General features: G+C 56.2%; 23 protein-coding genes and 2 tRNA genes. 16 read left to right on the forward strand and 9 right to left on the reverse strand.

What is annotated here, in order from left to right:
* Positions 1 to 596: 596 nt before the first annotated feature.
* Positions 597 to 1,289 (forward strand): PEP-CTERM sorting domain-containing protein, encoded by a 693-nt coding sequence (locus tag IGS51_RS14120; RefSeq protein WP_297079109.1) that lies wholly within the window; start codon positions 597 to 599, stop codon positions 1,287 to 1,289.
* A 289-nt stretch (positions 1,290 to 1,578) separates the two neighbouring features.
* Entirely contained in the window at positions 1,579 to 2,574 is a 996-nt protein-coding gene (locus IGS51_RS14125) for a TauD/TfdA family dioxygenase (protein WP_297079110.1), read from the forward strand.
* Between the two features lie 91 nt (positions 2,575 to 2,665).
* On the opposite strand, the gene IGS51_RS14130 is transcribed toward IGS51_RS14125, so the two are convergent.
* Positions 2,666 to 3,598, reverse strand: coding sequence for a site-specific DNA-methyltransferase (locus IGS51_RS14130; protein ID WP_367279340.1), 933 nt, complete (start codon positions 3,596 to 3,598; stop codon positions 2,666 to 2,668).
* A gap of 234 nt (positions 3,599 to 3,832) precedes the next feature.
* Positions 3,833 to 4,912 carry a class II fructose-bisphosphate aldolase gene (fba, locus tag IGS51_RS14135; RefSeq protein ID WP_297079114.1) on the reverse strand — a complete coding sequence of 360 codons (1,080 nt, stop codon included), beginning with the start codon at positions 4,910 to 4,912 and terminating at the stop codon, positions 3,833 to 3,835.
* Positions 4,913 to 5,235: 323 nt separating this feature from the next.
* Between fba and IGS51_RS14140 the strand changes: the two genes are divergently transcribed.
* Positions 5,236 to 5,469, forward strand: coding sequence for a Uma2 family endonuclease (locus IGS51_RS14140; protein ID WP_297079116.1), 234 nt, complete (start codon positions 5,236 to 5,238; stop codon positions 5,467 to 5,469).
* Positions 5,470 to 5,549: 80 nt separating this feature from the next.
* On the opposite strand, the gene IGS51_RS14145 is transcribed toward IGS51_RS14140, so the two are convergent.
* Both IGS51_RS14145 and IGS51_RS14150 read right to left on the reverse strand, forming a co-directional pair.
* Positions 5,550 to 5,621 (reverse strand) — tRNA-Lys (locus tag IGS51_RS14145).
* A 254-nt stretch (positions 5,622 to 5,875) separates the two neighbouring features.
* On the reverse strand, positions 5,876 to 6,745 hold the full coding sequence (locus IGS51_RS14150) for an aldose epimerase (RefSeq protein ID WP_297079118.1): 870 nt from the start codon (positions 6,743 to 6,745) through the stop codon (positions 5,876 to 5,878).
* A 143-nt stretch (positions 6,746 to 6,888) separates the two neighbouring features.
* Here IGS51_RS14150 and glsA point away from each other — a divergent pair, with 143 nt between their 5' ends.
* From glsA to IGS51_RS14185, 7 genes are all read left to right on the forward strand, one after another.
* On the forward strand, positions 6,889 to 7,914 hold the full coding sequence (glsA, locus tag IGS51_RS14155) for a glutaminase A (protein ID WP_297079120.1): 1,026 nt from the start codon (positions 6,889 to 6,891) through the stop codon (positions 7,912 to 7,914).
* Positions 7,915 to 8,333: 419 nt separating this feature from the next.
* Complete coding sequence (locus IGS51_RS14160) at positions 8,334 to 9,029, forward strand: fasciclin domain-containing protein (RefSeq protein ID WP_297079122.1); 696 nt, start codon at positions 8,334 to 8,336, stop codon at positions 9,027 to 9,029.
* A gap of 561 nt (positions 9,030 to 9,590) precedes the next feature.
* The gene (locus IGS51_RS14165) at positions 9,591 to 10,061 is read left to right on the forward strand and encodes a hypothetical protein (protein ID WP_277774371.1); all 471 of its coding nucleotides are present in this window, start codon (positions 9,591 to 9,593) and stop codon (positions 10,059 to 10,061) included.
* Between the two features lie 151 nt (positions 10,062 to 10,212).
* Complete coding sequence (locus IGS51_RS14170) at positions 10,213 to 10,818, forward strand: Uma2 family endonuclease (RefSeq protein WP_297079123.1); 606 nt, start codon at positions 10,213 to 10,215, stop codon at positions 10,816 to 10,818.
* Between the two features lie 224 nt (positions 10,819 to 11,042).
* Positions 11,043 to 11,465 carry a DUF3887 domain-containing protein gene (locus IGS51_RS14175; RefSeq protein ID WP_297079125.1) on the forward strand — a complete coding sequence of 141 codons (423 nt, stop codon included), beginning with the start codon at positions 11,043 to 11,045 and terminating at the stop codon, positions 11,463 to 11,465.
* A gap of 200 nt (positions 11,466 to 11,665) precedes the next feature.
* Positions 11,666 to 11,827: a hypothetical protein gene (locus IGS51_RS14180; RefSeq protein WP_297079126.1), complete on the forward strand. Its 162-nt coding sequence runs from the start codon at positions 11,666 to 11,668 to the stop codon at positions 11,825 to 11,827.
* Positions 11,793 to 13,013, forward strand: coding sequence for a DUF3747 domain-containing protein (locus IGS51_RS14185; protein WP_297079128.1), 1,221 nt, complete (start codon positions 11,793 to 11,795; stop codon positions 13,011 to 13,013). The genes IGS51_RS14180 and IGS51_RS14185 overlap by 35 nt, the downstream gene beginning before the upstream one ends.
* 2 nt (positions 13,014 to 13,015) lie before the next feature.
* On the opposite strand, the gene IGS51_RS14190 is transcribed toward IGS51_RS14185, so the two are convergent.
* A complete protein-coding gene (locus tag IGS51_RS14190; RefSeq protein WP_297079130.1) occupies positions 13,016 to 13,219 on the reverse strand; it encodes a hypothetical protein in 204 nt (67 codons plus the stop codon).
* A 576-nt stretch (positions 13,220 to 13,795) separates the two neighbouring features.
* On the opposite strand from IGS51_RS14190, the gene IGS51_RS14195 reads away from it, so the two are divergent.
* Positions 13,796 to 14,233, forward strand: a complete 438-nt coding sequence (locus IGS51_RS14195) for a hypothetical protein (protein ID WP_297079132.1) — start codon at positions 13,796 to 13,798, stop codon at positions 14,231 to 14,233.
* 521 nt (positions 14,234 to 14,754) lie between these two features.
* Complete coding sequence (locus IGS51_RS14200; RefSeq protein ID WP_297079134.1) at positions 14,755 to 15,225, forward strand: single-stranded DNA-binding protein; 471 nt, start codon at positions 14,755 to 14,757, stop codon at positions 15,223 to 15,225.
* A 26-nt stretch (positions 15,226 to 15,251) separates the two neighbouring features.
* On the opposite strand, the gene IGS51_RS14205 is transcribed toward IGS51_RS14200, so the two are convergent.
* Both IGS51_RS14205 and IGS51_RS14210 read right to left on the reverse strand, forming a co-directional pair.
* Positions 15,252 to 16,217 carry a TaqI-like C-terminal specificity domain-containing protein gene (locus IGS51_RS14205; protein WP_297079135.1) on the reverse strand — a complete coding sequence of 322 codons (966 nt, stop codon included), beginning with the start codon at positions 16,215 to 16,217 and terminating at the stop codon, positions 15,252 to 15,254.
* Positions 16,177 to 17,736, reverse strand: a complete 1,560-nt coding sequence (locus IGS51_RS14210; protein ID WP_297079138.1) for a hypothetical protein — start codon at positions 17,734 to 17,736, stop codon at positions 16,177 to 16,179. Before IGS51_RS14210 ends, IGS51_RS14205 begins: the two co-directional genes overlap by 41 nt.
* Positions 17,737 to 17,908: 172 nt before the next feature.
* On the opposite strand from IGS51_RS14210, the gene IGS51_RS14215 reads away from it, so the two are divergent.
* Entirely contained in the window at positions 17,909 to 18,385 is a 477-nt protein-coding gene (locus IGS51_RS14215; protein ID WP_068507856.1) for a hypothetical protein, read from the forward strand.
* Between the two features lie 216 nt (positions 18,386 to 18,601).
* Here the strand turns inward: IGS51_RS14215 and IGS51_RS14220 are convergent, their stop codons facing one another.
* On the reverse strand, positions 18,602 to 18,727 hold the full coding sequence (locus IGS51_RS14220; protein ID WP_156434871.1) for a DUF4278 domain-containing protein: 126 nt from the start codon (positions 18,725 to 18,727) through the stop codon (positions 18,602 to 18,604).
* Positions 18,728 to 19,030: 303 nt separating this feature from the next.
* Here IGS51_RS14220 and IGS51_RS14225 point away from each other — a divergent pair.
* Positions 19,031 to 19,114: transfer RNA gene (locus IGS51_RS14225), tRNA-Ser, on the forward strand.
* Between the two features lie 68 nt (positions 19,115 to 19,182).
* Here IGS51_RS14225 and IGS51_RS14230 read toward each other — a convergent pair.
* The gene (locus IGS51_RS14230) at positions 19,183 to 19,443 is read right to left on the reverse strand and encodes a MoaD/ThiS family protein (protein ID WP_297079143.1); all 261 of its coding nucleotides are present in this window, start codon (positions 19,441 to 19,443) and stop codon (positions 19,183 to 19,185) included.
* 618 nt (positions 19,444 to 20,061) lie between these two features.
* Between IGS51_RS14230 and IGS51_RS14235 the strand changes: the two genes are divergently transcribed.
* Together IGS51_RS14235 and glnT are read left to right on the forward strand one after the other, a co-directional pair.
* The gene (locus IGS51_RS14235; protein WP_172356896.1) at positions 20,062 to 20,766 is read left to right on the forward strand and encodes a Crp/Fnr family transcriptional regulator; all 705 of its coding nucleotides are present in this window, start codon (positions 20,062 to 20,064) and stop codon (positions 20,764 to 20,766) included.
* Positions 20,767 to 21,000: 234 nt separating this feature from the next.
* Positions 21,001 to 22,323 carry a type III glutamate--ammonia ligase gene (gene glnT, locus IGS51_RS14240; protein ID WP_297079145.1) on the forward strand — a complete coding sequence of 441 codons (1,323 nt, stop codon included), beginning with the start codon at positions 21,001 to 21,003 and terminating at the stop codon, positions 22,321 to 22,323.
* Positions 22,324 to 22,361: the final 38 nt, after the last annotated feature.

Raw genomic sequence — 22,361 nt, forward strand, 5'->3', positions numbered from 1 at the left:
GGGCGGTACGTGCAAGACGGTCGAAGAGTTGCGGGCGGCGATTCTCCAGTGCGATCGCCCTGCCCAGCAGCGAGACACCCTGTATCAGCCCGTTGTCTCCAGTGTGTCCTGACCTGGCGACGATTCATCAGCACCACAGAAAGATTTGTGAAACTCGTATTATTACGGTATATCTGATCATATTTTATACAACGTGAGTCCGTCCCTGACGTAGCAGATGGCTCTGTGATGGAGTTGCTTTACTCGGACTCCTTAAGTCTCCAGGTCGTTTTACAGGAATTCATCCCTGTAGGGCAAAGTTCAAAGATTGTATCAAGAATGGCGTATAAAAGAGTACTTAACTCAATAGAGTGGGTATCCTAAGTGTAGTCAGGAATACAATGTTTTATGCGATGTTTTGCGCGGAATATTCGCGCAGAATATTCTCTCCGCATTGTGTACAGCATCCTGTGTTGAATCAGACATAGCGCAGTGAATGGAGCGCATGAAATAAGGCGCATGAAATAAGGCGCATGAAATAGGGGGCATTAACACAGCGCGTTTTGAGTTTTCTCTCAGCCGCGCCCTTTGATCACTAAATCAAGAGGTTTGGATTCGTGAAAAACGCACTCACTACTTGGTCTACGGCGATTGCCTCTGCGGGCATCGTGGTTCTAATGGCAGCGGTCAACCCTGCCAACGCGGCCAGCCTTAGCTTCTCGGCCTCTGATGGCACTCGCAGCAGCACTCCGGTTAACGTCGATATTTTTGCAAAAGATGTGGAAGATGGCGTTGAGGTGACGCTCAAGGTCAACGATTCCAACAATATTGGCGACCTGCTGGCGGTTTACTTCAACTTTGGCGGCACGTTCAACCACAACACGCTGAAGGCGAGCAATGTCACCGGGCAAGACGTAACGAAAGTTGCCTTCAACACCAACAACATCGTCGGTGGCAATATTGGTCAGCGGTTTGAAATGGCGGTTCAGTTTGGCACCGTGGGGGCGGCAGGCGGGCTGCTGACTTCTACCACCTTCAAGATTGCCCAGGCTGGTCTGACGGTTCAGGAGTTCCTCAACCAGACCTTTGCGGTTCGTCTTCAGGCAGTCGGTTCTGGCCCCAACGGTGGTGGCGGCAGCGCCAAGCAGTATGGGGTTGCTCCGACGGCATTTGATCCTGAGAAGCCGCCCACAGTGGTTCCGCCTACGGGCACTGCGGTTCCGGAGCCGATGACGATTCTGGGTAGCCTGGCAGCGCTGGGTGCGGGCTATTCGGTAAAGCGCAAGCAAGCCAAGCAGACCGAAGCGTAAGCATCATCATCGACTTCGAGAAGTCTTGGCAAGGGGCGTACCTGGGCATGGGGTACGCCTTTTTCGCGCTTTTTTCGCGCTTTTTTACAGTCTGGGAACTTATGCATTGCGAAGGCTAAGCTGGAGAAAGCGCATTAGCAGTGCATTAGCGCAGAACTGTTGTGGCTGAACCGCCATCGTCGCAATCTGGCGGCTATAGTCGTTCCAGGTCTGAGGAGGAATCGAGATGTTGACGCAGGCATCCACACACCAAGTATCCCCACAACCCGCGTTGCAACCCCCGGCGGCTTTGCCGTCAATTCCAGAAACACCAGAAATAGTAGACTGCGGCGAGTTTGACGAAGCGACGATGAACCTGTTTCTGGCACCGGGGCCTAATCCCTACCAGGACACCGAAGAGTTTTTGTTTGATTGTGAAATGCGGGCAGACGAAATGCCCCGCTTTGTGCGGCGATCGCTCCTAGAGTTTCAGGTGCGCTCGAACAGCGATGGCATTTTGCTGATTCGCGGACTGCCGATTGATCCAGGGCTGTACCGCATTCCCACGCCGCCCAACGCTGAGCGATCGCCCCAAAAAACCACCTTCGTTAGCGAGCGCTGTCTGGCAATGATTGGCAGCCGTCTGGGGCATCTGGTGTCTTATATTCAAGAGAAAAACGGCGACCTGTTTCAAAACCTGGCTCCTGTCAAGGGGACTGAGCATGTGCAGGTGTCTACAGGGTCACAAACCCGGCTCCAGTTTCACCGCGAAACCGTGTTTCATCCCTACCCGCCGGAGTTTTTGCTGCTGTTTTGCCTGCGGCCCGACCACGACCACATGGCCGAAACCACCTACGCCAGCGTTGCCCATGCCCTGCCGCTGCTCTCAGAAGCGCATCAAGACCTCCTGTTCCAGCCGCTCTATCGCACCGGGATCGACTATTCCTTTGGCAATCGCGATCGCACGCAGCAGAGTGACCGCATTTTGCCCGTCCTCTACGGCCGCCGCAACGATCCGTTTTTGAACTACGACGAAGACCTGATGACTGCCACCACGCCGGAGGCAGAAGAGGCGCTGGCAGCGCTGCGAGAGGCGATCGCCCAGGTCTATCGCGGCATCAAGCTCGACACGGGCGACCTGCTCTGCATTGATAATCGCCGCACGGTTCACGGCCGCTCGTCCTTTGTGCCCCGCTACGACGGGCGCGATCGCTGGCTGCAACGGTCTTTTGTGGTGCGCGATCTGGGGCTTTCTGCGGTCGATCGGCTCCCTGGTGAGCGCATTATTCGCACAGCGTTTGAGTAGGCTTTGGGGGGTCTGCTTTCCCGGCGCTGATTTTGGATTCTGGATTTTGGATTTTGGTCAGGTCTTTCCTAGTTTCCCTGACTGCAACGCTCTAGCCCCAGGTCCGGCTGTTGCGCTCCCAAAATACGCCGTCGGTGTAGCCCTGGATGCGGCGATCGCCCTCGGCCAGCGCCAGCCGTTTTTCCGCTAAGCAAGCGTAAGTCTCGTCGAGTTCAATCCCGACAAACTGCCGATCTAGCTTTTTGGCAACGACGGAAGTCGTGCCGGAACCCAGAAACGGGTCCAACACCACGGCTCCGGGTGGGGAACTGGCAAGAATAATTTTTGCCAGCAGCTTTTCGGGCTTTTGGGTCGGGTGGTCGGTGTTTTCGGGCATCGACCAAAAAGGAATGGTCAGATCAGTCCACAGGTTGGAGGCGGCAGTAAGGCGAAAGTTGCCGTCGGGCTGGCGCTGCCAGTCTTTGGGGCTGCCGTTTTGGGTGTAGGGTGCGAGGACTCGCCGCTTGAGCCGCACGGCTTCGGCGTTGAAGTAATAGTCGGGCGACACGGTGCAAAACCAGATATCTTCCGAGCAGTTTTTCCAGTTGGCGCGGGCGGCGCGACCCTTTTCCCGCTCCCAGGTGATGCGGTTGCGGACGATTAGGTGCTGCGCGGCCACCTCATATAGCGCTGGAGACGATTGCCAGTCGCCGCAGAGATAGACCGAGGCCGTCGGCTTGAGCGTGGGCAACAGCAGCACCAGCCACGATTGCACCCAGGTTGCATAGTCCGAGAGCGATCGCCGCCGGACGGTTTGCCCGTTAAACTGCTTGCTGAGGTTGTAGGGCGGGTCTAGCACCAGCAAATCGACGAATTCACCGGGTAGCCATGCCGCCGCCTCAAACATATCCTGGCAAATCGTGCGGTTTAGCAGCTCATCCACTGTCGCAGGGCGCTCCAGGTGCAGGAGCCGCGTGCGAAAGTGCGATCGCTCGGCATCCGTCAGCCGCAGCGTGCGATTTTGGGGGGCAGGATTGCGAATCATTCCCTTCTTATAGCGAAATTCCCCCAAAGCGGGTCAGTGGGGCAGGTCGGAATGTTTTCTCGAAATGCCTTCGCAGATATCAAAAAGCCGCCCCTGCAATGAGAAGGAGCGGCTGAGTAGAGAGCGATCGCCCAAATGGGTCAATTCCCTGAAGGGGCGATCGTCTTGAAATTCAACTTGGAAAATTCAACCTGGAATTCAACTTGGAATTCAGCTTGAAATTCAAACAAAAAACTAGACAGAGACGGTTTTCTTCGCCACCTGAGTCAGTTCGCCCTTGGCATACTTGGCGGCATACTCTTCCAGCGAAACCTGCTTGATCTTGCTGGCGTTGCCCGCTGCCCAGAACTGCTGATAGCGGTCAGCGCAGACTTTTTGCATGTATTTGATCGACGGCTTCAGGAAGTGGCGGGGGTCAAACTCCTTGGGATTAGCAGCCAGCGCCTCGCGCACCGCAGCGGTGATCGCCAGACGGTTGTCGGTGTCGATGTTCACCTTCCGCACGCCGCTCTTGATGCCCTTCTGGATTTCTTCCACGGGCACGCCGTAGGTTTCGGGGATCGCGCCACCATACTGGTTAATCAGCGCAATCAGGTCTTCGGGCACCGAGGAAGAACCGTGCATCACCAAGTGGGTGTTGGGCAGGCGGCTGTGGATTTCTTCGATGCGGCTGATGGCGAGGATTTCACCCGTCGGCTTGCGGGTAAACTTGTAGGCTCCGTGGCTGGTGCCGATGGCAACGGCCAGCGCGTCTACCTGAGTCCGCTCCACAAAGTCCACGGCTTCGTCAGGGTCAGTCAGCAGCATGGAGTGATCCAACTCGCCCTCAAAGCCATGTCCGTCTTCTGCTTCGCCCTTGCCCGTTTCCAAAGAGCCAAGGCAGCCCAGTTCGCCTTCCACCGAAGCGCCGATAGCATGAGCCACTTTCACCACTTCGCTGGTGACGGCTACGTTGTAGTCGTAGCTGGCGGGCGTTTTGGCATCTGCTTCCAGCGAACCGTCCATCATCACGCTGGTAAAGCCGTTCTTGATGGCGGAATAGCAGGTTGCAGGCTCGTTGCCATGATCCTGGTGCATCACGATGGGAATGTGGGGATAGGTTTCCACCGCCGCCAGAATCAGGTGGCGCAGGAAGTTTTCACCTGCATATTTCCGAGCGCCACGAGAAGCTTGCAGAATCACCGGGCTATCGGTCTCGTGAGCAGCCTGCATGATGGCCTGGATCTGCTCCATGTTGTTGACGTTGAACGCAGGGATACCGTAGCCGTTTTCGGCCGCGTGATCCAGCAGCAGTCGCATAGGCACGAGCGCCATAGAAATTCCTCCTAGTCGGTGTGTTCAGCTAATTTCGGCGTTGAACAAGAAAAGCTTACGATAATCTTAAGACACTTTTATCACCGGACGCGAGATCGTCCAGTAAGTCGGCTGCGGATCGTCTGGTTGCAGCCTGTCTTAATTTATTCTAAGTATAAATGCTCATCCCGTCTTTTGCACAGAGATATCGACGGCAGATTAATCTGGCTGCGGATTGACCAAAATTTACCCAAATTTACACGGAGCGGACGACACCGAACTTACGGCTTTGCGGCACCGAATTTACGAATTTATTTTACGAGTTTACAAGGAGCGTTGAACCGATGACGATCGCCCCTGAATTGCGATCGCTCAGCGTGCAGGACTATCGCCGCATGGTGGAAGCGGGCATCCTCGATCGCGATCTAAAGGTTCCGGTATATAGGCGTTCCGGCATTCCAGAATACTGGATTCTGGACGTGCAGGAGTGTCGCCTCCCAGTGGGGCAGGCTGTGGTGCAGAACAAATTCTGTCGGAACAGGAGGCGATCGCTCCACGATCCTTCCCCGATTGCTTAATTCAGGTCAGCGAGTTCATGCTATAGCCTGCTGCACAAGCCTGAAAACAGCAGTCGTAAAGCAAAAATTCTGAGAAAAAATGGGTCGCCTGGGATTCGAACCCAGGACCAATCGGTTAAAAGCCGAGTGCTCTACCGCTGAGCTAGCGACCCGTCAGTGCCAAGCGCACCGATTAATCAATATATCACCTGTCTGTGAAGTGTGACCATCTTTTCTAAGCTTTTCTAAGAAAGTCTGGATGACTTTTGGAGAGGTAGCAGCGAGGGCGATCGCCCCTTCCCATATCCTGTGAGGTTGCGTGTCCCGAAAGTTCGCGTGTCCCACAAATTCGCGTGTCCTGCAAATTCGTGACCGTCTTTTAGAAAAGCCACTGGAAAAGCCACGCCACCCCAGGCTAGGCTTTGCTTTACGACAACTGGGCCGTGATGCGGAAACTCGTCCGCACCGTGCCGCCCGGAGCCAGTTCGATCAAATGATCGCCCGTGTTCAGCGCATTGCGCGGCCCCGTCCAGGGTTCCAGACAGTAAAAGTCCTTGCCCTTTAGCGTCCAAAACACCAGCATCGTGTAGGGATCGTCAAAATCCAGCCGCAGCTTCAGGTTTTCCCGAAAATCTTCCACCGTTGCGGACTGAAACGACAGCTTGCGAAACAGCACGTCGATTTCGTCTTGGCTGAAATCGAACCCATCCATATAGGCGTGGGTTTCCTGCGTGCGCTGGTCTACGTATTGCGTTGAGGGAATATCGAAATCTAGCCGCGCCTTGTCCGACACCGAGAAATAGGGATGTAGCCCCAGCGAAAAGGGCATGATGGTATTTCCCGAATTGGTGACCTGCTGCTGCAACACCAGGCGATTGCCCTCCAGGATGTACGTAAAGTCCAGCGAAAACTCGAACGGATAGAGCGCACGGGTCTGGTCGCTGCTGCTCAGGTTGAGCGTGATGCTGGCTCGATCCAGCGCTTCAGTATGAGTGACTTGCCAGGGCAGGTCGCGGGCAAAGCCGTGCTGCTTCAGCAGATAGGTCTGGCCGTTGTAGGTGTAGGCATTGTTAGGCAGGTTGCCGCAAATGGGAAACAAGATGGGAATGCCGCCGCGCACGCTGAGGCTGGGGTCTGCAAAGCGGGCTTCGTCGAGATAGAGAATGTCGCGCCCCTGCACGCTCCAGCGAGTGATGATGCCGCCGCGCTCAGGCACGACCTCTAGGCGGGCATCGGTGGCCGAATCGGTCAGCGCATAGGTGAGATATTGGGATGGGTGCTGGGAAACCTCAAACACGGCTTTGGGGAAATAACGACACCTCTAATCATGGACTGCTCTGGCACAAACCCCAGAATTTATTAGAATTTTCTGGGTTTTCCAGATGTGGCAAGCCCTGCTTTTCTCGCCTGTCTTCTCCACCCCATTCCCCAAACGTTGCCATGCCCGACGATGCCAGCCTATGTCGAACACCTGATGCAGTGCAGTCTTTTTTGGAAGGTCTTTACCAATCTTGCCGCGAGCTGCGCGGGGGCAAAGTGGCGGACTACATTCCCGAACTGGCCAAGGTAGATCCCAATTTGTTTGGCATTTGCCTGGTAACGGCGGATGGACAGGTGTTTGAGGTGGGTGATACGGCGCATCTGTTTACGATCCAGTCCATTTCCAAGGTGTTTGTGCAGGGGTTGGCGCTGGAAGACCACGGGCGCGACTATGTGCTGGCGCGGGTGGGCGTAGAACCTACGGGCGATGCCTTTAACGCGATTATTTTGGATGAAGCGTCGAAGCGGCCCTATAACCCGATGGTAAATGCGGGGGCGATCGCCACCACCAGCCTGATTGCTGGCGACGGCCCGACGGAACGGCTCAATCGCCTGCTGGATATGTTTCGCCGCTACGTCGGGCACGACATTGTGGTAGACGTGGCAACCTACGTGTCGGAGCGGGCGACGGGCGATCGCAACCGGGCGATGGCCTACCTGATGCGCCATTTCAAAATGGTGGATTGGGACATCGAAGAAGCGCTGGATCTGTACTTTCAGCAGTGTTCGGTGATGGTGTCCTGTCGGGATCTGGCAGTGATGGCGGCGACACTGGCCAACCAGGGCGTGAACCCAATGACGGGCGATCGCGCGGTCGAGGCGGGCTATGTGCGCGACATGCTCAGCGTTATGTATACCTGCGGCATGTACAACTTTGCAGGCGAGTGGGCCTATCGCGTAGGGCTACCTGCCAAAAGCGGCGTTTGTGGCGGCATTATTGCCGTCGTGCCCGACCAGCTTGGCATTGCCGTCTTTTCGCCGCCGCTGGATGGCCGGGGCAACAGCGTGCGCGGCGTGCGCGTGTGCGAAGCCATCTCGCAAGAATTTGGGCTACACCTATTCGACTCGTCTCGCGGCTGCCACTACTTTTTAGAGCATCTCGGTGGAAAAGAGCGTCTCATCTCGCTGTCCAGAGAGAACTCATAATCCTCTTTGAGTTTTTTAGTCTTGCTTAGTCTTGAAACACAATGTGCAACGTTGCCGATCCCCCTCACCCTCCATCCCTCTCCCAGAGCGGGAGAGGGACTTCAAGCCTCCCTTGCTCCCCTTCTCCCGACCTGGGGGAAGGGGTTGGGGGATGAGGGCAGCTTGAAAGTTGCACGTCTCGTTCTTGAAACTTTTGCAAGGTTTTAGGGCGGTGTTTCCCGCAAAACGCCGTTTGTCTGAGTTTTTCCTCTGCCCTGAGATAGATCTTTGCCACGGGCGAATCTCCTACCTCTGGTTGACGGTTTCTCCGGCCTGCTGATTTTAGACTGCTACGAGTCTGTAAGTATCCGCAACATTTCGCAATATGCGGTGTTGTTGATTAACCATTCAGCAAGGCGTTTAGTCGCAAAGAGGTAACCATGAACATCAAGCAAACGAGCACTCGCAATCAGTGGATCAAGCTGCTGGGTTTGGGCGTTGTAACGGCGACTGTAGCCTACACTAACCCTGGCATGGCCTCGATGGATGAAGTCATGCCCTCTGCCGCAACGACCGATGCTGTCTCTGAAACTGTGGCTGGCGAGACGACGATGGGCGAAACGGTCATTGATGCGACGGTCACGGGTGTAGAAGCGCCTGCTGATATGCCGACGGCGGAGGTTGCTCCAGGAACCGACGGGGCAACTGCGATGGCAGCGGGCACGTTGACCCAGATTGTGTCCGAAGGGGAATCCTTTAGTACGCTGGAAGCCGCCCTCAAAGCAGCAGGTCTGGACGGTGCGCTAAACGAAGCTGGCCCGTTCACCGTGTTTGCCCCGACTAACGAAGCCTTTGCGGCACTGCCCGAAGAAACGTTGCAGGCGTTGCTACAGCCCGAAAACCAGCGTGTGTTGCAGCAAATCCTGGCGTACCATGTGGTTTCTGGTAGCGTCACCTCAGACGCGATTCAGCCCGGTGAAGTGGCCACGGTCGAGGGCAACTCAGTGGCGATCGCCCAGGATGGCGAAACCGTCACTGTCTCCGGCGCTCGCGTCATCCAGGCCGACATCGTAGCCAGCAACGGCGTAATCCACGTAATCGATCAGGTGCTGATTCCCCCCGGACTCGACCTGTAATAGTGGGATAAAGGCGTTCTATTCTCTATCTCTACTCCCTAAGGGGGGCGTTGCATCGGCTCTGCGCTGAGCAGCGACCCCGCTCCACACCAAAGCATGGCACCAGTGCCCAGCATCCTGGCAGATCAATCAGGCAGTTGGGCACTTTCTTGTTTCTGGGCACTTTTCTATCTTTGATGCAGCCTTTGATGCAGCGAGCATTAGCAAAACTGGAGAATTCTGAGAAATAGTGTTGATCGTGACTGCGGTCAGCGGGGTCGTATCGCACTATAGATTGCAGTTGTACCTACGGGCTGGTGGTTGTGTCGAGGGACATTGCCAGAACGCTTCTCTTTCGTACCTTTACCTTGATTCATGCTGAACCGTAAGATCTACACTCAAGAGATTTACACTCAAGTCATCCCTCAAGTTATTAGCCAAGTTATTAGCCAAGTCATTCGCCAAAGCATTCTCCATCACGCCTAACCCAGTTCATAAACCCAAATCCAAAACCCAAAATCTAAAACCCAAGATCTAAAATTCCAAAACCCCGAACGGGGATTCATTGCAGGAGCAAGCAGCGTGAATGCAGCAGAACAGGCAAAGGGGCTGGAGCTAGCCGCCAAGATTGCCGCCGCTGTTAATTTATTTAAGTCTTACTTTCCCGACGCGCAGGCAGACCTGAAGCCCTGGGCCAATGACCCCAGCACCCGCGAACTGGTAGATCCCGACTCCATCGACATTGGCTTTCACCTGCCGGGTTGGAGTCCTCGGTTTCAGGCCCGCAGTATTTTGGTGCAGATCCGCTTGTTTGAGGATGAAGCAGCGGCAGAATCGGGCGAGGGGGCGATCGCCCAAACCCGCCGCGTGATTGGTCTAGAAGCCGTCGGGCTGACGCACCAGGGCGAGCAGTGGCGCTTGTCTACCGTTGGCGAGTGGCGCGTGCTGGGAACGCAGCAGCCCGTCGAAGAAATCCAGACCCGGCTGCGGTCGTTTTGTACCCAGGTCTATGAGCTATTCAATGGGAACGCTAAGCAGGGTGGTGAATGCTAAATAGCGATTGCTAAACAGCGATTGCTAAACAGTGATTGCTAGACAGCGATCGCAAAAGCCGAAACCGCTGTCTCGAAAGGGCGATCGCCCCAAGCCGATACAATAAACCTATGCAGTGACTCTATGGCTGTTCTGGCCTACCTCAGCCCCAATGGTTGCAGTCTCCGTTGATCACTACGTTTCTCCAGAAGAGTATCTGGCGGAGGAAGCCGCCCGCTCTACGAAGCATGAGTATCGCGATGGCTATATCTACGCGATGGCAGGCGGCACCGATGCTCATAATCAAATCGCAGGGAATGTCTATACCCTTCTAAGGACTCATCTGCGGGGAGGTTCCTGCCGCGTTTACTTTGCAGATGTGAAAGCCCGCATTGAGGAACTGAACTGCTACTACTATCCAGATGTGATGGTGACTTGCGATGAGCGCGATCGCACGACGAATACTTTCAAGCGCTATCCTTGCCTGATAGTCGAAGTTCTGTCCGAAGCGACGGAAGCCTTTGACCGGGGCGACAAATTTGCCGACTATCGCCAAATCGAGAGCTTGCAAGAATATGTCCTGATTTCTCAAACCCGGCTCCAGGTAGACGTGTTTCGTCGCAACGAGGAGGGCCTGTGGGTGCTGCATCCCTACGGGGAGGGCGATCGGGTATTGCTGACCAGTGTAGGCTGGGAAGGGGCGATCGCCGACTTTTACGAAGCCGTTGACCTTCCAAGCCCCAAAGAACGCCCACCAGCGGCGGACGAGAACCGCTAGGGAGACGCTCTGGTCTAACGATTTATTACAGAAAAGCAGTTTCAGGGCTGTGAACCGTATGGGTTCTTTGAAAGGTGGAAATAGGATTGAATGACCCACATCGAGTTCCGATTTCCAGCGTCCTGGTTGCTTCCAAACTTCTTTTCAACGCTGGGCACAAATTGAACTGAGCCACAGTCATGGGATATGGAATCGGTGCTCGAATCTACCCCATGGAATTCGTTATGAAATCAGCATTTCTGTTTGTCCTCGTTCCTGCCGTAATGCTGGTCGGCGTTGCCCTACCCCAAGCGCAGGCACAGACTGCTCCAGAAGCTCGTCAAATTTCGCAAGTTTCCCTAACGGCGATCGCCGAAAGCTTTATCAGCCGTCTTGGAGACCAGCAGTTCGAGTCGGCCGTTGCAGACTACGAAGCCAGCCTACAAGATGTAAACGATATCAGCGCCCGCTCAATCCAGACCTATTGGAATGATATTGTGGCTGAGAGTGGGCCATTTCGGCAAATCATTCGCTCTACGGTTCTTTCTGATGGCAGGCCCAATGGCGAGTCTGTGGTCAGCGTTGTCTGCCAGTTTGGGCGCACCAATCGCGAACTGTTTGTAGTGTTGTCTGGTACTGATGTCGTTAGTTTTAGCCCAGTGGAATAGGCTGCTTTCGAGGATTTGGATGAGCCGGAACGTCCAGCCAGCCAAGCCTCAAGCCACATCAGCCCATTTTACTTGCCCCGCTCCTCGACTTCGTTTGATCGGCGGGCTGTCTTTGGGAACACTAGCAGATGTCAGATGTAGACCGACTGCAAATGGTTGGATGCCCCGAACGGTCAATCCACAAGCTTGGAAACCTTCTGATGCCTACGCTGTGGGTAGCGGGTGGCGATCGCGCTGGAGATCTGATTCTCAGCGTCCTGTTGCTGCTCGATCCAGCCCGGCCGCGGCACTCAATTTTGCAGTCCTACTTCATTTCACATCTCAGCTATGAAACGTTTGCGTCATCGTCTCGTAGCCCTTAGCGCGATCGCGCTGGGTGCTCTGTCTATTTCCGCTCCCACCTCTGCCACCACCTTTGGCCAGCAAGAGGTAGACCAGGGTCGATTTATCGCCGTGTCGTCTTCTGGCGTGACCACCCGCCGGCTGCTGATTTTGGAGCAAGTGTCTGATGCACGCCCCTGCTGGAGCGAGTCTGGGACAAATCCAACCATCGTTACACCGCTGCTGCTCCAGTTTGATTTCACGGGTATTTGCAACCGCGCCACCGACCGCAACGGCTATTCGATCCGGGTCAATGGCCAAGATCTGGGGCTGGATTACAGCATTCGGATTCTGCCGCAAAACGGCGACTTGGTGATGCTGGGCGTGCCCAACGACCGCTCTCGCCCGCAACTGCTTATCGGACGGGCGAATGGCTTAACGGAAGACTTTGCCAAAATTACGCTGCAACCGGGCTGGCGATTTACCAAGCGCACCTTTGGCGATCGCACGCTGGGCCACGTCTATCTCACCTACGAAGGGGTCTTCCCGCCCGGAGATGTCGCTACACAGCCCACGCCGACCCCCACGCCCACGCCGACTCCAACCCCAACCCCCACGCCCGTCCCAGTCACCTTCACGGACATTTCTAGAGACATCTACGCCACGCAAATTCGCAACGCGGTTGCTGCTGGATTCATTTCGGGCTTCCCCGACAACACCTTCCGCCCACTGGATACGCTAACCCGCGAGCAGTTGGTGTCGATGGTGCTGGATGCGCTCACCAAAGCGCCCAACATCAATCTGCGGATTCCTACCGCCGCCAGCGGTGACCCCTATCGAGATGTCAATGCATCCCGCTGGAGCGCCGCCAAGATCCAATTTGCCCGCGACAACAATATTGTGCGCGGCTACGAAGACGGCACATTCCGTCCGGCACAGCCCGTGACCCGTGCTGAACTGGTGTCTGTGCTAAAGCGAGCCGCTGAGTTTGCGCTGACGGCGCGTGGCTCGTCGCCTACCCTGCTGCTGAATCAGCCTACCCGAACCTTTGCCGACACCACAAACCACTGGGCCTCGGCGACTATTACCGAGCTATCGGGCTTCTGCGGTGTTGCGTCTCCGCTGAATGAGCAGGGCAACAACTTTGCGCCCAACGCCGCCTCCCAGCGCAACTATGCGGCTGCGGCAACGCTGCGAACCCTCGACTGTCTGCAACTGCCTCAATAGCCTCAATAGCCTCTAGGACTTACGCAGTTGGACGATTTCTCGCGGGCTGCGCCTGCGAGAAATCGTCCAAAGCCCAGAAAGCCTATCGCAATGAACTCCAGAATAATCTTCAGCAGCAGCGCCATCTCCTGAAGCAAAAACTCTGCTCGGTGGATCAGCGAGCTACTTGCAGACAGTGGATCGGTTGCCGGGAGATGAACCAGCATAGAGAACGCCAAACTTCTATAAACTTCTATAAGTAAACTTCTATAAACTGAACAAGTAAATCAAAGCTGGAAATCGAATGCTCAGACAAAAGTAGAGATTCATAACCAGATTCATAACCAGCCCAACGAAACCCAAAGATCCATCCAACCCTGAGGGGCTTTGATTCGAGGTTTACCCCTTCTCCCCGCCCTTTCCCTCATGCCAGACGACTTGCCAATTTTTCTAATCAGTGCCGGATTGGTGATTGTGTACCTGGTGATTTCAGCCCTGACCGAAATGGGCACCAAACTGCCCTGGAAAAAATGAGACAGCAGAACTGGAGCCTAAAGACCGAAATCCTGCTGTAAGATAAGCTCCAGTCAAAAAAAGATTTACATACTTGTTAAGACTGTCCGAAGATCGCTATAGAAATCTTAAGATTCCAGATAACCTGGCTTAGATCAAGAAGAAGTGGGCAGAGTAAGGCTGTGGGCATGAGAAGAACTCGCCTCACGCAGCCACTTAGCGTTTCTACCTAGAACGTTCACCGAACGCATTCACCGACCCATTGAGGCATAGCAAAGAGGCACAGCATCATGGCGCTTAGCGACACACTCAGCGATCAAACCACCACTCAAAACCTCGTAGCAGATTGCGTCAAGCTCATTGACGAACAGGTTGCCGCCAGAGGAGGCATTTCGGGGCTGGCGCTGAAAGCCGCTTACGGAGTTGTGAAAGGCGTAGAGCCAAGCTATATTTCCGGCGCAATTCGGCGGCTATTGCCCGAAGCCCTCGCTGCGCTAGACCCTATGTGGAATGAGGGTATCCAGTCGGGCGACCCGGTGCAGCACCTAATCCAAAACCGCGATCGCACGGCAGACACCCTGCTCAGCGTCACCGACCACAAGATTGAAAAAGCCAAAAACAGCGTAGTGCGGGCTTCCTACAGCAAGCTGCGAACCTCGGTCAAGGGCGACGTGGAAGCGGCCGTGCCTGGACTGGCGCAAATTTTGGGAACGCACGTCCAGAGCTAGCCCTGTGCTGGGATTGAGGCGATGTAGCGCCATACGAAACTTAGCGCCATACGAAACGTCATCCTAAAGCTGCCGACGCTGACTGCAACTTCCTGGCGGCGATTTTATCCAAAGTTTCCATTAAGCCAATAAGCCAAGAAGAACTCAGCGTGTTTTGCCTGGGTTCTTTTTGCTGTCCGTTTTGCTGTTCTTTTGGCAATTCGTTGCGTGGCTGGCGAAGTCTTCACCGAGTGTATCCCACTTTTGTAGCCCTCACCCTCAATCCCTCTCCCAAAGCGGGAGAGGGACTGCCAATCCGGCTCCCCTTCTCCCAAAAAGGGAGAAGGGGCTGGGGGATGGGGGCAAACTTGCAGAACTGGGATGCGCCCTATTCACCGCTATTTTTCGCCAGACAGCTTTTTGGGAGCCATCACCGTATAATCGACCCGGATCGCCTGCCTAGGACAGATGTTAAAATATGAGTTTAAGAAATACACCTGTACTCTGCTTGGGTTGAGCCAACCACACCGCCAGGAGCATTTATGAACAACTGCATTTTGATGGCTGAGGTGATTCAAGAGCCGCAGCTTCGCTATACCTCCGATAGTCAAACGCCAATTGCTGAGATGACGGTGCAGTTTGCGGCGCTGCGCGATAACGAGCCGCCAGGACAGATCAAGGTAGTGGGCTGGGGCAATCTGGCGCAAGAGATCCAGGCAGGGTTTCATGTGGGCGATCGCGTCATTCTCGAAGGTCGGCTGGGCATGAACATGATCGACCGACCAGAGGGCTTTAAGGAAAAGCGGGCAGAGCTAACGGTATCCCGCATTCACCGCATCGAAGCTGATGCCAGCCTGAAGTCCTCCACTGCCGACGTACCAGGGACAGCCGCATCCCGCCCTGCTGCGACTACTCCGGCTACTCCGCCGGCCTATGCAGCCTCCACGGCCAAAGCTGCCCCCGCCGCCAAGGCTCCCGTGGAAACGGCCGACTATGATGATATTCCGTTCTAGGCTAGACAGGTTAATCCTTAACCCGCTTAGTCCGCTAAACCGCTTGTCTGCGGGCGAGTTTCTTCGTGGATTTCTGCCATCTCAGGTGCGCTCAGGTCGTAGAGTGCGTAAACGGCTGCGTCGATTTGGGCATCAAGCTGGGCGATTTCCGCAGGGATCGCGTCGCGAATCGCCCTCAGGTCTTGACTTATTCCGAACTGATGCCGCTGTTTCGCCAAGTCAATTAGGACTTGGTGTAGCCCAGGGCGATCGCTCTTTTCACCCAGCGCTATGGGAATCTGGCGCAACTGGGGCGGCCCCACGCGCAAATAGCCGCCCTGGAGCGCGTTGCCGCCGTGCCGCTGCACGAAGTACCAGTGGATTAGCGAACTGTTCAGAATCGCCAGCAGCAGCCACAGCAGATCAGGGCAGGCCGCCAGAGGATTGGCTAGAGGGGAGGACGAGTTGGGCGCTTGAATAGGCGCTTGAATAATCGAGGTCGATTTTCCCGCCAGCACGCCCCCTGACTCATCCAGCGCACACTCCAGCCGTCGGGTCATGCCCGCGACGATTAGCTTGGGTTGGGTAGCCTGTCGCTGGCGCTGGGGCGAAAGTTGGCACAAGTGTTGTGCAGGCAGGATGGGGTGCAGGTAGCGATCGCCCAAATAGCGCAACGGGCGATCGCCCCACCGCAGGCGATAGGGATCGATCGTGCCGCTGTTGACCAGGCGCAGGTCGCTGGGTGCAGGCGTGGGATGATTGCAAATCCAGTGCTGGAGGTCATAGGCTTCGGCTACCGTCGCCGCTCCCCGCACGCTGGCAATTTGCCCCAGCGTCGGAAGCTGCTGCAACCGCGCCATTAGGCTGCCTGCCTGCTGCGAATCGCCCAGCCACCATGCTTCGCCCTTGGCGTATAGCCATTGCCGCCGCCCCACCTCCGTCAGTGTTTCCATCACCTCATAGGGCACTGGCTTATAAGGCACTGGATTTTGGGGCACTGGCTCTTGGGTCACTGGCGCACTTGCACGAATCGAGTCCTGTCCTAGAGAACCCAAACCTGGCTTTTCCGGCTTTCCCCGCCGCGCCACATACACCAGCGGATAGACCGCCGCCCGAAACACCGCCACCTGTGCATAGTCCCGCAGCGCCACAAGCTGACAGTTCTCTGCTAAGAGCGATCGCGCTGTGGCAGCATACCCCGCCGATCGCAGCTTGTTGGGCACCACCAAGCTCGTCATTCCACCCGGACGACACAACTCCAGCGATCGCTCGATAAATACGCAAAACAAGTCCCAGTTGCCCCTCGCGCAGCCATAGCGCTTGGTGCAGGCACGTCGCCAGTCGGGGGTTTCCAGACTCATCTGGGCAGCGTCGATATAGGGCGGGTTGCCCAACAAACCCGCCTGCCTGTGCGGCTGATGGAAAGGCGGTGACCCAGTCCAGACCCAGCAGCGCGTCGGCACAAACTAGATTTTGCGTCAGGTCGGGTAGCACAAATCCCGGCGGCGGCTGACCTTCCAACAGCTTGAGCTGGAGCGAGAGACGGGTGAGGGCGATCGCCGTTTCATCCACATCCACCCCATAAATACAGTCGAGCAGCACTTGCTGACGAGTGTGCCAATCTACTGGGCAATCTACTGGGCAATCCACTGGGTAATCTAGGCGATCTAGGCGATCTGGACAATCTATTGGGGCGATTGGGGGCCGCTGGGTACAGGGGGGGACAGTTGCCCCGTCCACACTCGCCGAATTCGCAGACCAACCCGCTACCCACCGCAGCAGCGCATCATAGGTCGCCAGCAAAAATGCCCCTCCCCCCGCCGCCGGATCGAAGACGCGCGGACCCCCCAGAAGCTTTTGGGTAGGGTCGCTCAACAGTCGCCCCAGGGTTTGCGAAACGCAGTAGTTCACCAGCGGCTCCGGCGTGTAGTAAATTCCCCGTGCTTTGCGGCCGTCTGCTTTTGGGGCAGCCCTCGGCGCACCTTGTCCGGGAGACGGGGCCCAGGCGAGGCACTGCTCATACAGTTGCCCCAGCCGCGCCACCGGGTAGGGAGCGCAGAGAAAGAGCGATCGCAACAGCGCAAGCAGGGCCGCATTCGTCTCAAGCGACAAGGAAGGCAGGGCCGCCACCGGAAACGCCAGCCCGTGCTGATGATTGGCAGCGGTCAAAAGTTGATCTAGCGCAAACTCATCGGGTTTGAGGGATAGCCAATGTACCGCCAGCAGTTTGCGCTGCTGATAGAGCGGGATGCACAGCAGCGCCAGCAGCAGCATCCGGGCGTGGGCGTGGTCGGCGGGCTGAGTGGGTTGGCGATTCGCAAAGCGATCCCTCCGGGAATTGCCCAGGATGGCCAGCAGCCGCCGATAGCTCCGCGCTGCCCAGGTTTCCAGGTCGCTTGTGCCTTGCAGAGAATGAGGGGCGATTTGCGACGCGACCCCTACGGGAATCGCCCCACTGGGCAAATCATCTACCGCATAGGCTCCACGGGCATCCGACTGGCGCAATTCATCCGACTGGCGCGATTGAAGCATAGCAAGACGACCGCAGAAAAACGGCGAGAAGACTCCACCAAAAGACACAGAAGACAGCTAGAAGACAGCCGCTAGAAGACAGCCATCCAGTCATCCGAAAGCTTACTATGGCATTGGATCGATGGCACAGAATCGATCGCGTCTCGCTCCTACGTTTTTCTTATCGCACGCTATGCCTTTGACGTTTACCAACGCAGTTCAAGAACTGACCTATCGCAAGGTGTCGGACTACCTCACGACCTCTGCGCTATTCAAGGACTCGCTGCAAGTTTTGTCCTATGCTCCCCGGTTTAACCTGTCCTACGGTTCGGCCAAGGTTGAGGTAGAAGTGCTGGATTGGGAGGTACATCCCTGGGACGAGCGAGAACTGGCAATTGTCAAGGCGAGTAGCTGCGTTACCCTGGGCAGCCGAACGGATGAGCCGCTGATGCGATATCTACTGATGGAAAACCACCGGATGCGGTTTGGCGCGTTTCATCTGGCAGAGACGGGCGGCGTGATTTTTTCGCACAGCGTCTTGGGTGGGGAGAACATGGACTTGATGGAACTGCAAACCTGCATTTTGTCTGTGGTGACCATTGCCGATACCTACGACGACTTGATTATCCAGAAGTTTGGCGGGCAGCGGGCGTGCGATCGCCTACCCTGACCGCCCAAACCCCAGCGCCCAAACCCCAACGCCCAAACCCCAATGCCCAAACCCCAACACAGGCAGGACTTACACACTTGCGATAGGGGTTCTATCGTCCAACTGCGGAAGTTCCAAAAGAAAAACACCCAGCAGCCCCCTGCCAGGTGTTATGTCGCTTCGGAAATCCGATTTTTTTCTACCAAAAACTACCAAAAACGTCGCATGGCGGATGAACTATTGCTCTTTCTTGACCTGAGCGTGTAGCTCAACCCCACGGTACTTACCAATCACTTTCCCCGAAACTGTGGCGACGGCGGGAACGTTGGCTTCGTATTTGATACCGCGATAGGAGAGGTTCATAGCTGGTTTCCTTTTGAATTCCATGCTTTTAGAATAGGGCGGCAGACCCGGCCCACACCTCATCCGAGCGTCTCACCTGAGCGGGTGAACTTCTGCTTAAAAACGTTTCCCGTAGGGATCGCTTCGCGAATCGCCCCCTCCCGCCAACTCTGCCAATCGCCCATCCAAAATCTCGAAAATCTCGAATCGGTCAGGCCTTACGCACTGCGAAGTTTTCTAGGTGTCGGACGATTTCTCGCGAGCTGCGCCCACGAGAAGTTGCCCAACTGCGTCAGTCCTTTCGGTATAAGATTGAAAAAGCTCGGAGAGGTGGCAGAGTGGTCGAATGCGCTCGACTTGAAATCGAGTGTCCCAAAAGGACCGTGGGTTCGAATCCCACCCTCTCCGTTTCGGAGTGTTTTGGAATCTTGTGAACGGCGGCTCAAGCTAGCAGATCCGTGCGTCGGCCGCCTGCATCAGCCGCCGCTGACCGGGGGAATTAGCACAACCTCGTCGCCGTCTTGCAGCACCCAGTCCGGCTCTACGAACTGATAGTTCACGCCAAAGCGAGTGAGCGATCGCCACTGCTCCAGTTCGGGATGCTCCTGCAACAGGCGATCGCACACCTCAGCGACGGTTGCCCCCTGCGGCAGCGCCAGCACTAGCTCTGGCATACTGTAGGCTTCCTGATAGGCGGCAAATAGCTTGATGGTCACGGTCACCGTTGGGTCAGACACGCTCGACAGGCTCCAAAAACCAGGTTGTACCAGAGCCAGATCGCAGACTGGGGCGCTGCGAACCGCTCAGGAGCGATCAGGCGCGAACAGAAGCAAACGGGCGATCGCCCCCACCCTCATTCTGGCCCAATCCTCATTTTGGAGGGCTAATCCTTAAACAGTCAAAGCTTTTGTAAAAGTCTCGTAAAAAACTGCGGGAGTTTACGGCGGTGCTATCCACTTTCCCGCACACTTTCAAAGGAGATTTACGTATTGTGAGTAACCTAGACTCCGTAAAATTCCCTACTATGATTGATAAAGTGTGAAGCTATTCTGAAAGCGTGCGCTAGAATCACAAGAATAATTAATTTTCTATTCTTAGCTTTTGCGGTTCACTGCTGTCGGTTCCCCCTGTTGACGGTCTAAAGTTGGTAGTCCTGAATGCGGAAAGGCTGAACGAGGTCGGTACGCTAGATTACGTAAGTGGAAATATCTAAACCACCTATAACTTGAGGTTTCTGCCTGAGCAGCACTCTGCCGTTTGGGCTGAGCCGTCACATGATCTACTTCGGGGTTTGCACTTGGTTCAACGCAACAGCACACTTCAGCACGACTTACTGAATTCCCAGGACTTGCCTCATGTATTCTGTGTCTTCTCAGGCTGACTCTTCTAGACCGTTTCTGACGTGGCAGCGGATTTTGGACTGGGCCCAGGAGCATTACCGCACCCGCACCTTTGCAAAGGATGAAAAGATTCCGGCACGTCCTGGACTGCTGTACCTGGTGCAGCGAGGCGCGGTGCGGCTGGTGGGTGAGGCGCAGGTCAGCGCCAACGGCAGTTCCTCCCGCCTGCCCCGAATCAACTCCGAAGAGGCATTTCTGGGGTTTGTCGGCGCGGGTCAACCCTTTGAAATCGTGGCGCAATCGCCCTTTACGCTCCAGGCCTTTGCCCATGTCGAACAGACCTCGGTGATTTGGCTTTACTGGCACGATCTGGACAACTGGCCCCACTTTCGTCGGGAAGTGCTGGATGCCTTCCGATTGCAGCACCAGCGCAAGCTGCTGTGGCTGAGTACGCTGGGGCAGCGCCGCACCATCGATCGCCTGCTGGGATTCATCACCCTGCTGGTAGAAGAATTTGGCGAACCCAGCGACGATACTTACTATTTGCCGTGGTCGTTGACCCACGCCCAAATCGGCAGCGCCATCGGCTCTACTCGCGTCACGGTGACCCGGCTGATGGGCAAGCTGCGCCAGCGCGGGCTGATTCGCACCTACGGCGATAATCTGATCGCAATTCCAGCCGAATCGACCATGCTGCAAAAGCGCAACAGCGCCTCGTAGGGTTTGGGTTGTAGTTTTGGGTTGTAGGATGCTGTTAGGCGTAGCCATAACGCACCGTCCTGCAAGGTTTTGATGAGTTCCGCTGGCGCAAGCGCATCCTACAGGACGGCGGCGGCGGGAGGCAATTGTAGCCGTAACCGGAGGGTGGACTGCGGCGCTGTCTGCTGTGTACCGATCGGAGATCTGGAATTGGTGTATAACTTCCAGGTCTAGTGTTTCGGTGACTGAGCCGCCATGTCCAATTCTTCGCCCAACTCGTTGTCTGCGATCGCCCGTGCGCGAAATATTCGCTATTTCATGATTTCCTTTACGGACCTGTTTGGGGTGCAGCGGGCCAAGCTGGTGCCTGCTGAGAGTATTGATGCGATCGCCGCGAATGGGGCGGGCTTTGCCGGGTTTGCAGCGTGGCTGGATCAGTCGCCGGCCGACCCCGATATTCTGGCCTTTCCTGATGTAGATCGGCTGTTTCAGCTTTCCTGGCGGCCGGACGTGGCGTGGCTGCCCGCCGACCTACACCGCGTCGATGGCCAGCCCCTAGAGCAAGCGCCGCGCCTGGTGCTAAAGCGAGTGATCCAGCAGGCGGCGGAGATGGGGCTGCGGGTGAAAACGGGTGTGGAGTGCGAGTATTTTTTGCTGTCGCCCAGCGGGGAGGAGATTTCCGACGCGGGCGATCGCCAGAGCAAGCCCTGCTACGACCAGCAAGCCCTGATGCGCCGCTACGACGTGATCCGCGAGATCTGCGACAGCATGATCGCCCTCGGCTGGGGGCCCTATCAAAACGACCACGAAGACGCAAACGGTCAGTTTGAAATGAACTGGACCTATGACGATGCGCTGGTGACGGCCGATCGGCAGGCGTTTTTCAAATACATGGTCAAGTCCATTGCCGAAAAGCACAGCCTGCGGGCCACCTTTATGCCCAAGCCCTTTGCCCACCTAACGGGCAACGGCTGCCATGTCCATTTTTCAGTCTGGGACAGCGCTGGAGACACCAACCTGTTTGCAGACCCAGAGGGCGAACTGGGGCTATCGCCGCTGGCCTACCAGTTTCTCGGCGGCGTGCTGCATTCTGCTGAGGCGCTATGTGCGATCGCCAATCCCACGGTCAACTCCTACAAGCGGATCAACGCGCCCGTCACCACCTCTGGAGCCACCTGGTCGCCCAACACCGTCAGCTACAGCGGCAACAACCGCACCCACATGGTCCGCATTCCCGAACCCGGTCGGTTTGAATTGCGACTGGCCGATGGCGCGGCAAATCCCTACCTGCTACCCGCCGCCCTGATTGCCGCCGGACTCGACGGCATCGCCCACAAGCGCGACCCCGGCCCCCGCTACGACAACAACAGCTACACCGAGCCGCTGCCCCCTGGCACAGTGCCCCAACTGCCGCTGTATCTGCTAGAAGCCCTGCGCCGATTTGAAGCCAGCCCCGTGCTGCCCCAGGCGCTAGGCCCCGCCTTTACCCAGGCGTATCTGAAGCTCCAGCGACAAGCCTGGAACGAATACAGCGCCCACATTTCCACATGGGAACGAGAGACGACGCTGGACTGCTAGGCTAGGGATTACCGCAATCTGCCCCCGATTCCTGCCCG

The sequence above is a fragment of the Thermoleptolyngbya sp. M55_K2018_002 genome, from assembly GCF_015295965.1.
GTDB classification, from domain to species: domain Bacteria; phylum Cyanobacteriota; class Cyanobacteriia; order Elainellales; family Elainellaceae; genus Thermoleptolyngbya; species Thermoleptolyngbya sichuanensis.

Coding starts and splice junctions, on each gene's coding strand:
- IGS51_RS14195 (WP_297079132.1), top strand. CDS start 13,796: ATGGCGCTTAGCGACACACTCAGCGATCAAACCACCACTCAAAACCTC.
- IGS51_RS14170 (WP_297079123.1), top strand. CDS start 10,213: ATGGTTGCAGTCTCCGTTGATCACTACGTTTCTCCAGAAGAGTATCTG.
- IGS51_RS14190 (WP_297079130.1), bottom strand. CDS start 13,219: ATGCTGGTTCATCTCCCGGCAACCGATCCACTGTCTGCAAGTAGCTCG.
- glsA (WP_297079120.1), top strand. CDS start 6,889: ATGCCCGACGATGCCAGCCTATGTCGAACACCTGATGCAGTGCAGTCT.
- IGS51_RS14235 (WP_172356896.1), top strand. CDS start 20,062: ATGTATTCTGTGTCTTCTCAGGCTGACTCTTCTAGACCGTTTCTGACG.
- IGS51_RS14130 (WP_367279340.1), bottom strand. CDS start 3,598: ATGATTCGCAATCCTGCCCCCCAAAATCGCACGCTGCGGCTGACGGAT.
- IGS51_RS14180 (WP_297079126.1), top strand. CDS start 11,666: ATGCCTACGCTGTGGGTAGCGGGTGGCGATCGCGCTGGAGATCTGATT.
- fba (WP_297079114.1), bottom strand. CDS start 4,912: ATGGCGCTCGTGCCTATGCGACTGCTGCTGGATCACGCGGCCGAAAAC.
- glnT (WP_297079145.1), top strand. CDS start 21,001: ATGTCCAATTCTTCGCCCAACTCGTTGTCTGCGATCGCCCGTGCGCGA.
- IGS51_RS14200 (WP_297079134.1), top strand. CDS start 14,755: ATGAACAACTGCATTTTGATGGCTGAGGTGATTCAAGAGCCGCAGCTT.
- IGS51_RS14215 (WP_068507856.1), top strand. CDS start 17,909: ATGCCTTTGACGTTTACCAACGCAGTTCAAGAACTGACCTATCGCAAG.
- IGS51_RS14220 (WP_156434871.1), bottom strand. CDS start 18,727: ATGAACCTCTCCTATCGCGGTATCAAATACGAAGCCAACGTTCCCGCC.
- IGS51_RS14210 (WP_297079138.1), bottom strand. CDS start 17,736: ATGCTTCAATCGCGCCAGTCGGATGAATTGCGCCAGTCGGATGCCCGT.
- IGS51_RS14185 (WP_297079128.1), top strand. CDS start 11,793: ATGAAACGTTTGCGTCATCGTCTCGTAGCCCTTAGCGCGATCGCGCTG.
- IGS51_RS14175 (WP_297079125.1), top strand. CDS start 11,043: ATGAAATCAGCATTTCTGTTTGTCCTCGTTCCTGCCGTAATGCTGGTC.
- IGS51_RS14160 (WP_297079122.1), top strand. CDS start 8,334: ATGAACATCAAGCAAACGAGCACTCGCAATCAGTGGATCAAGCTGCTG.
- IGS51_RS14140 (WP_297079116.1), top strand. CDS start 5,236: ATGACGATCGCCCCTGAATTGCGATCGCTCAGCGTGCAGGACTATCGC.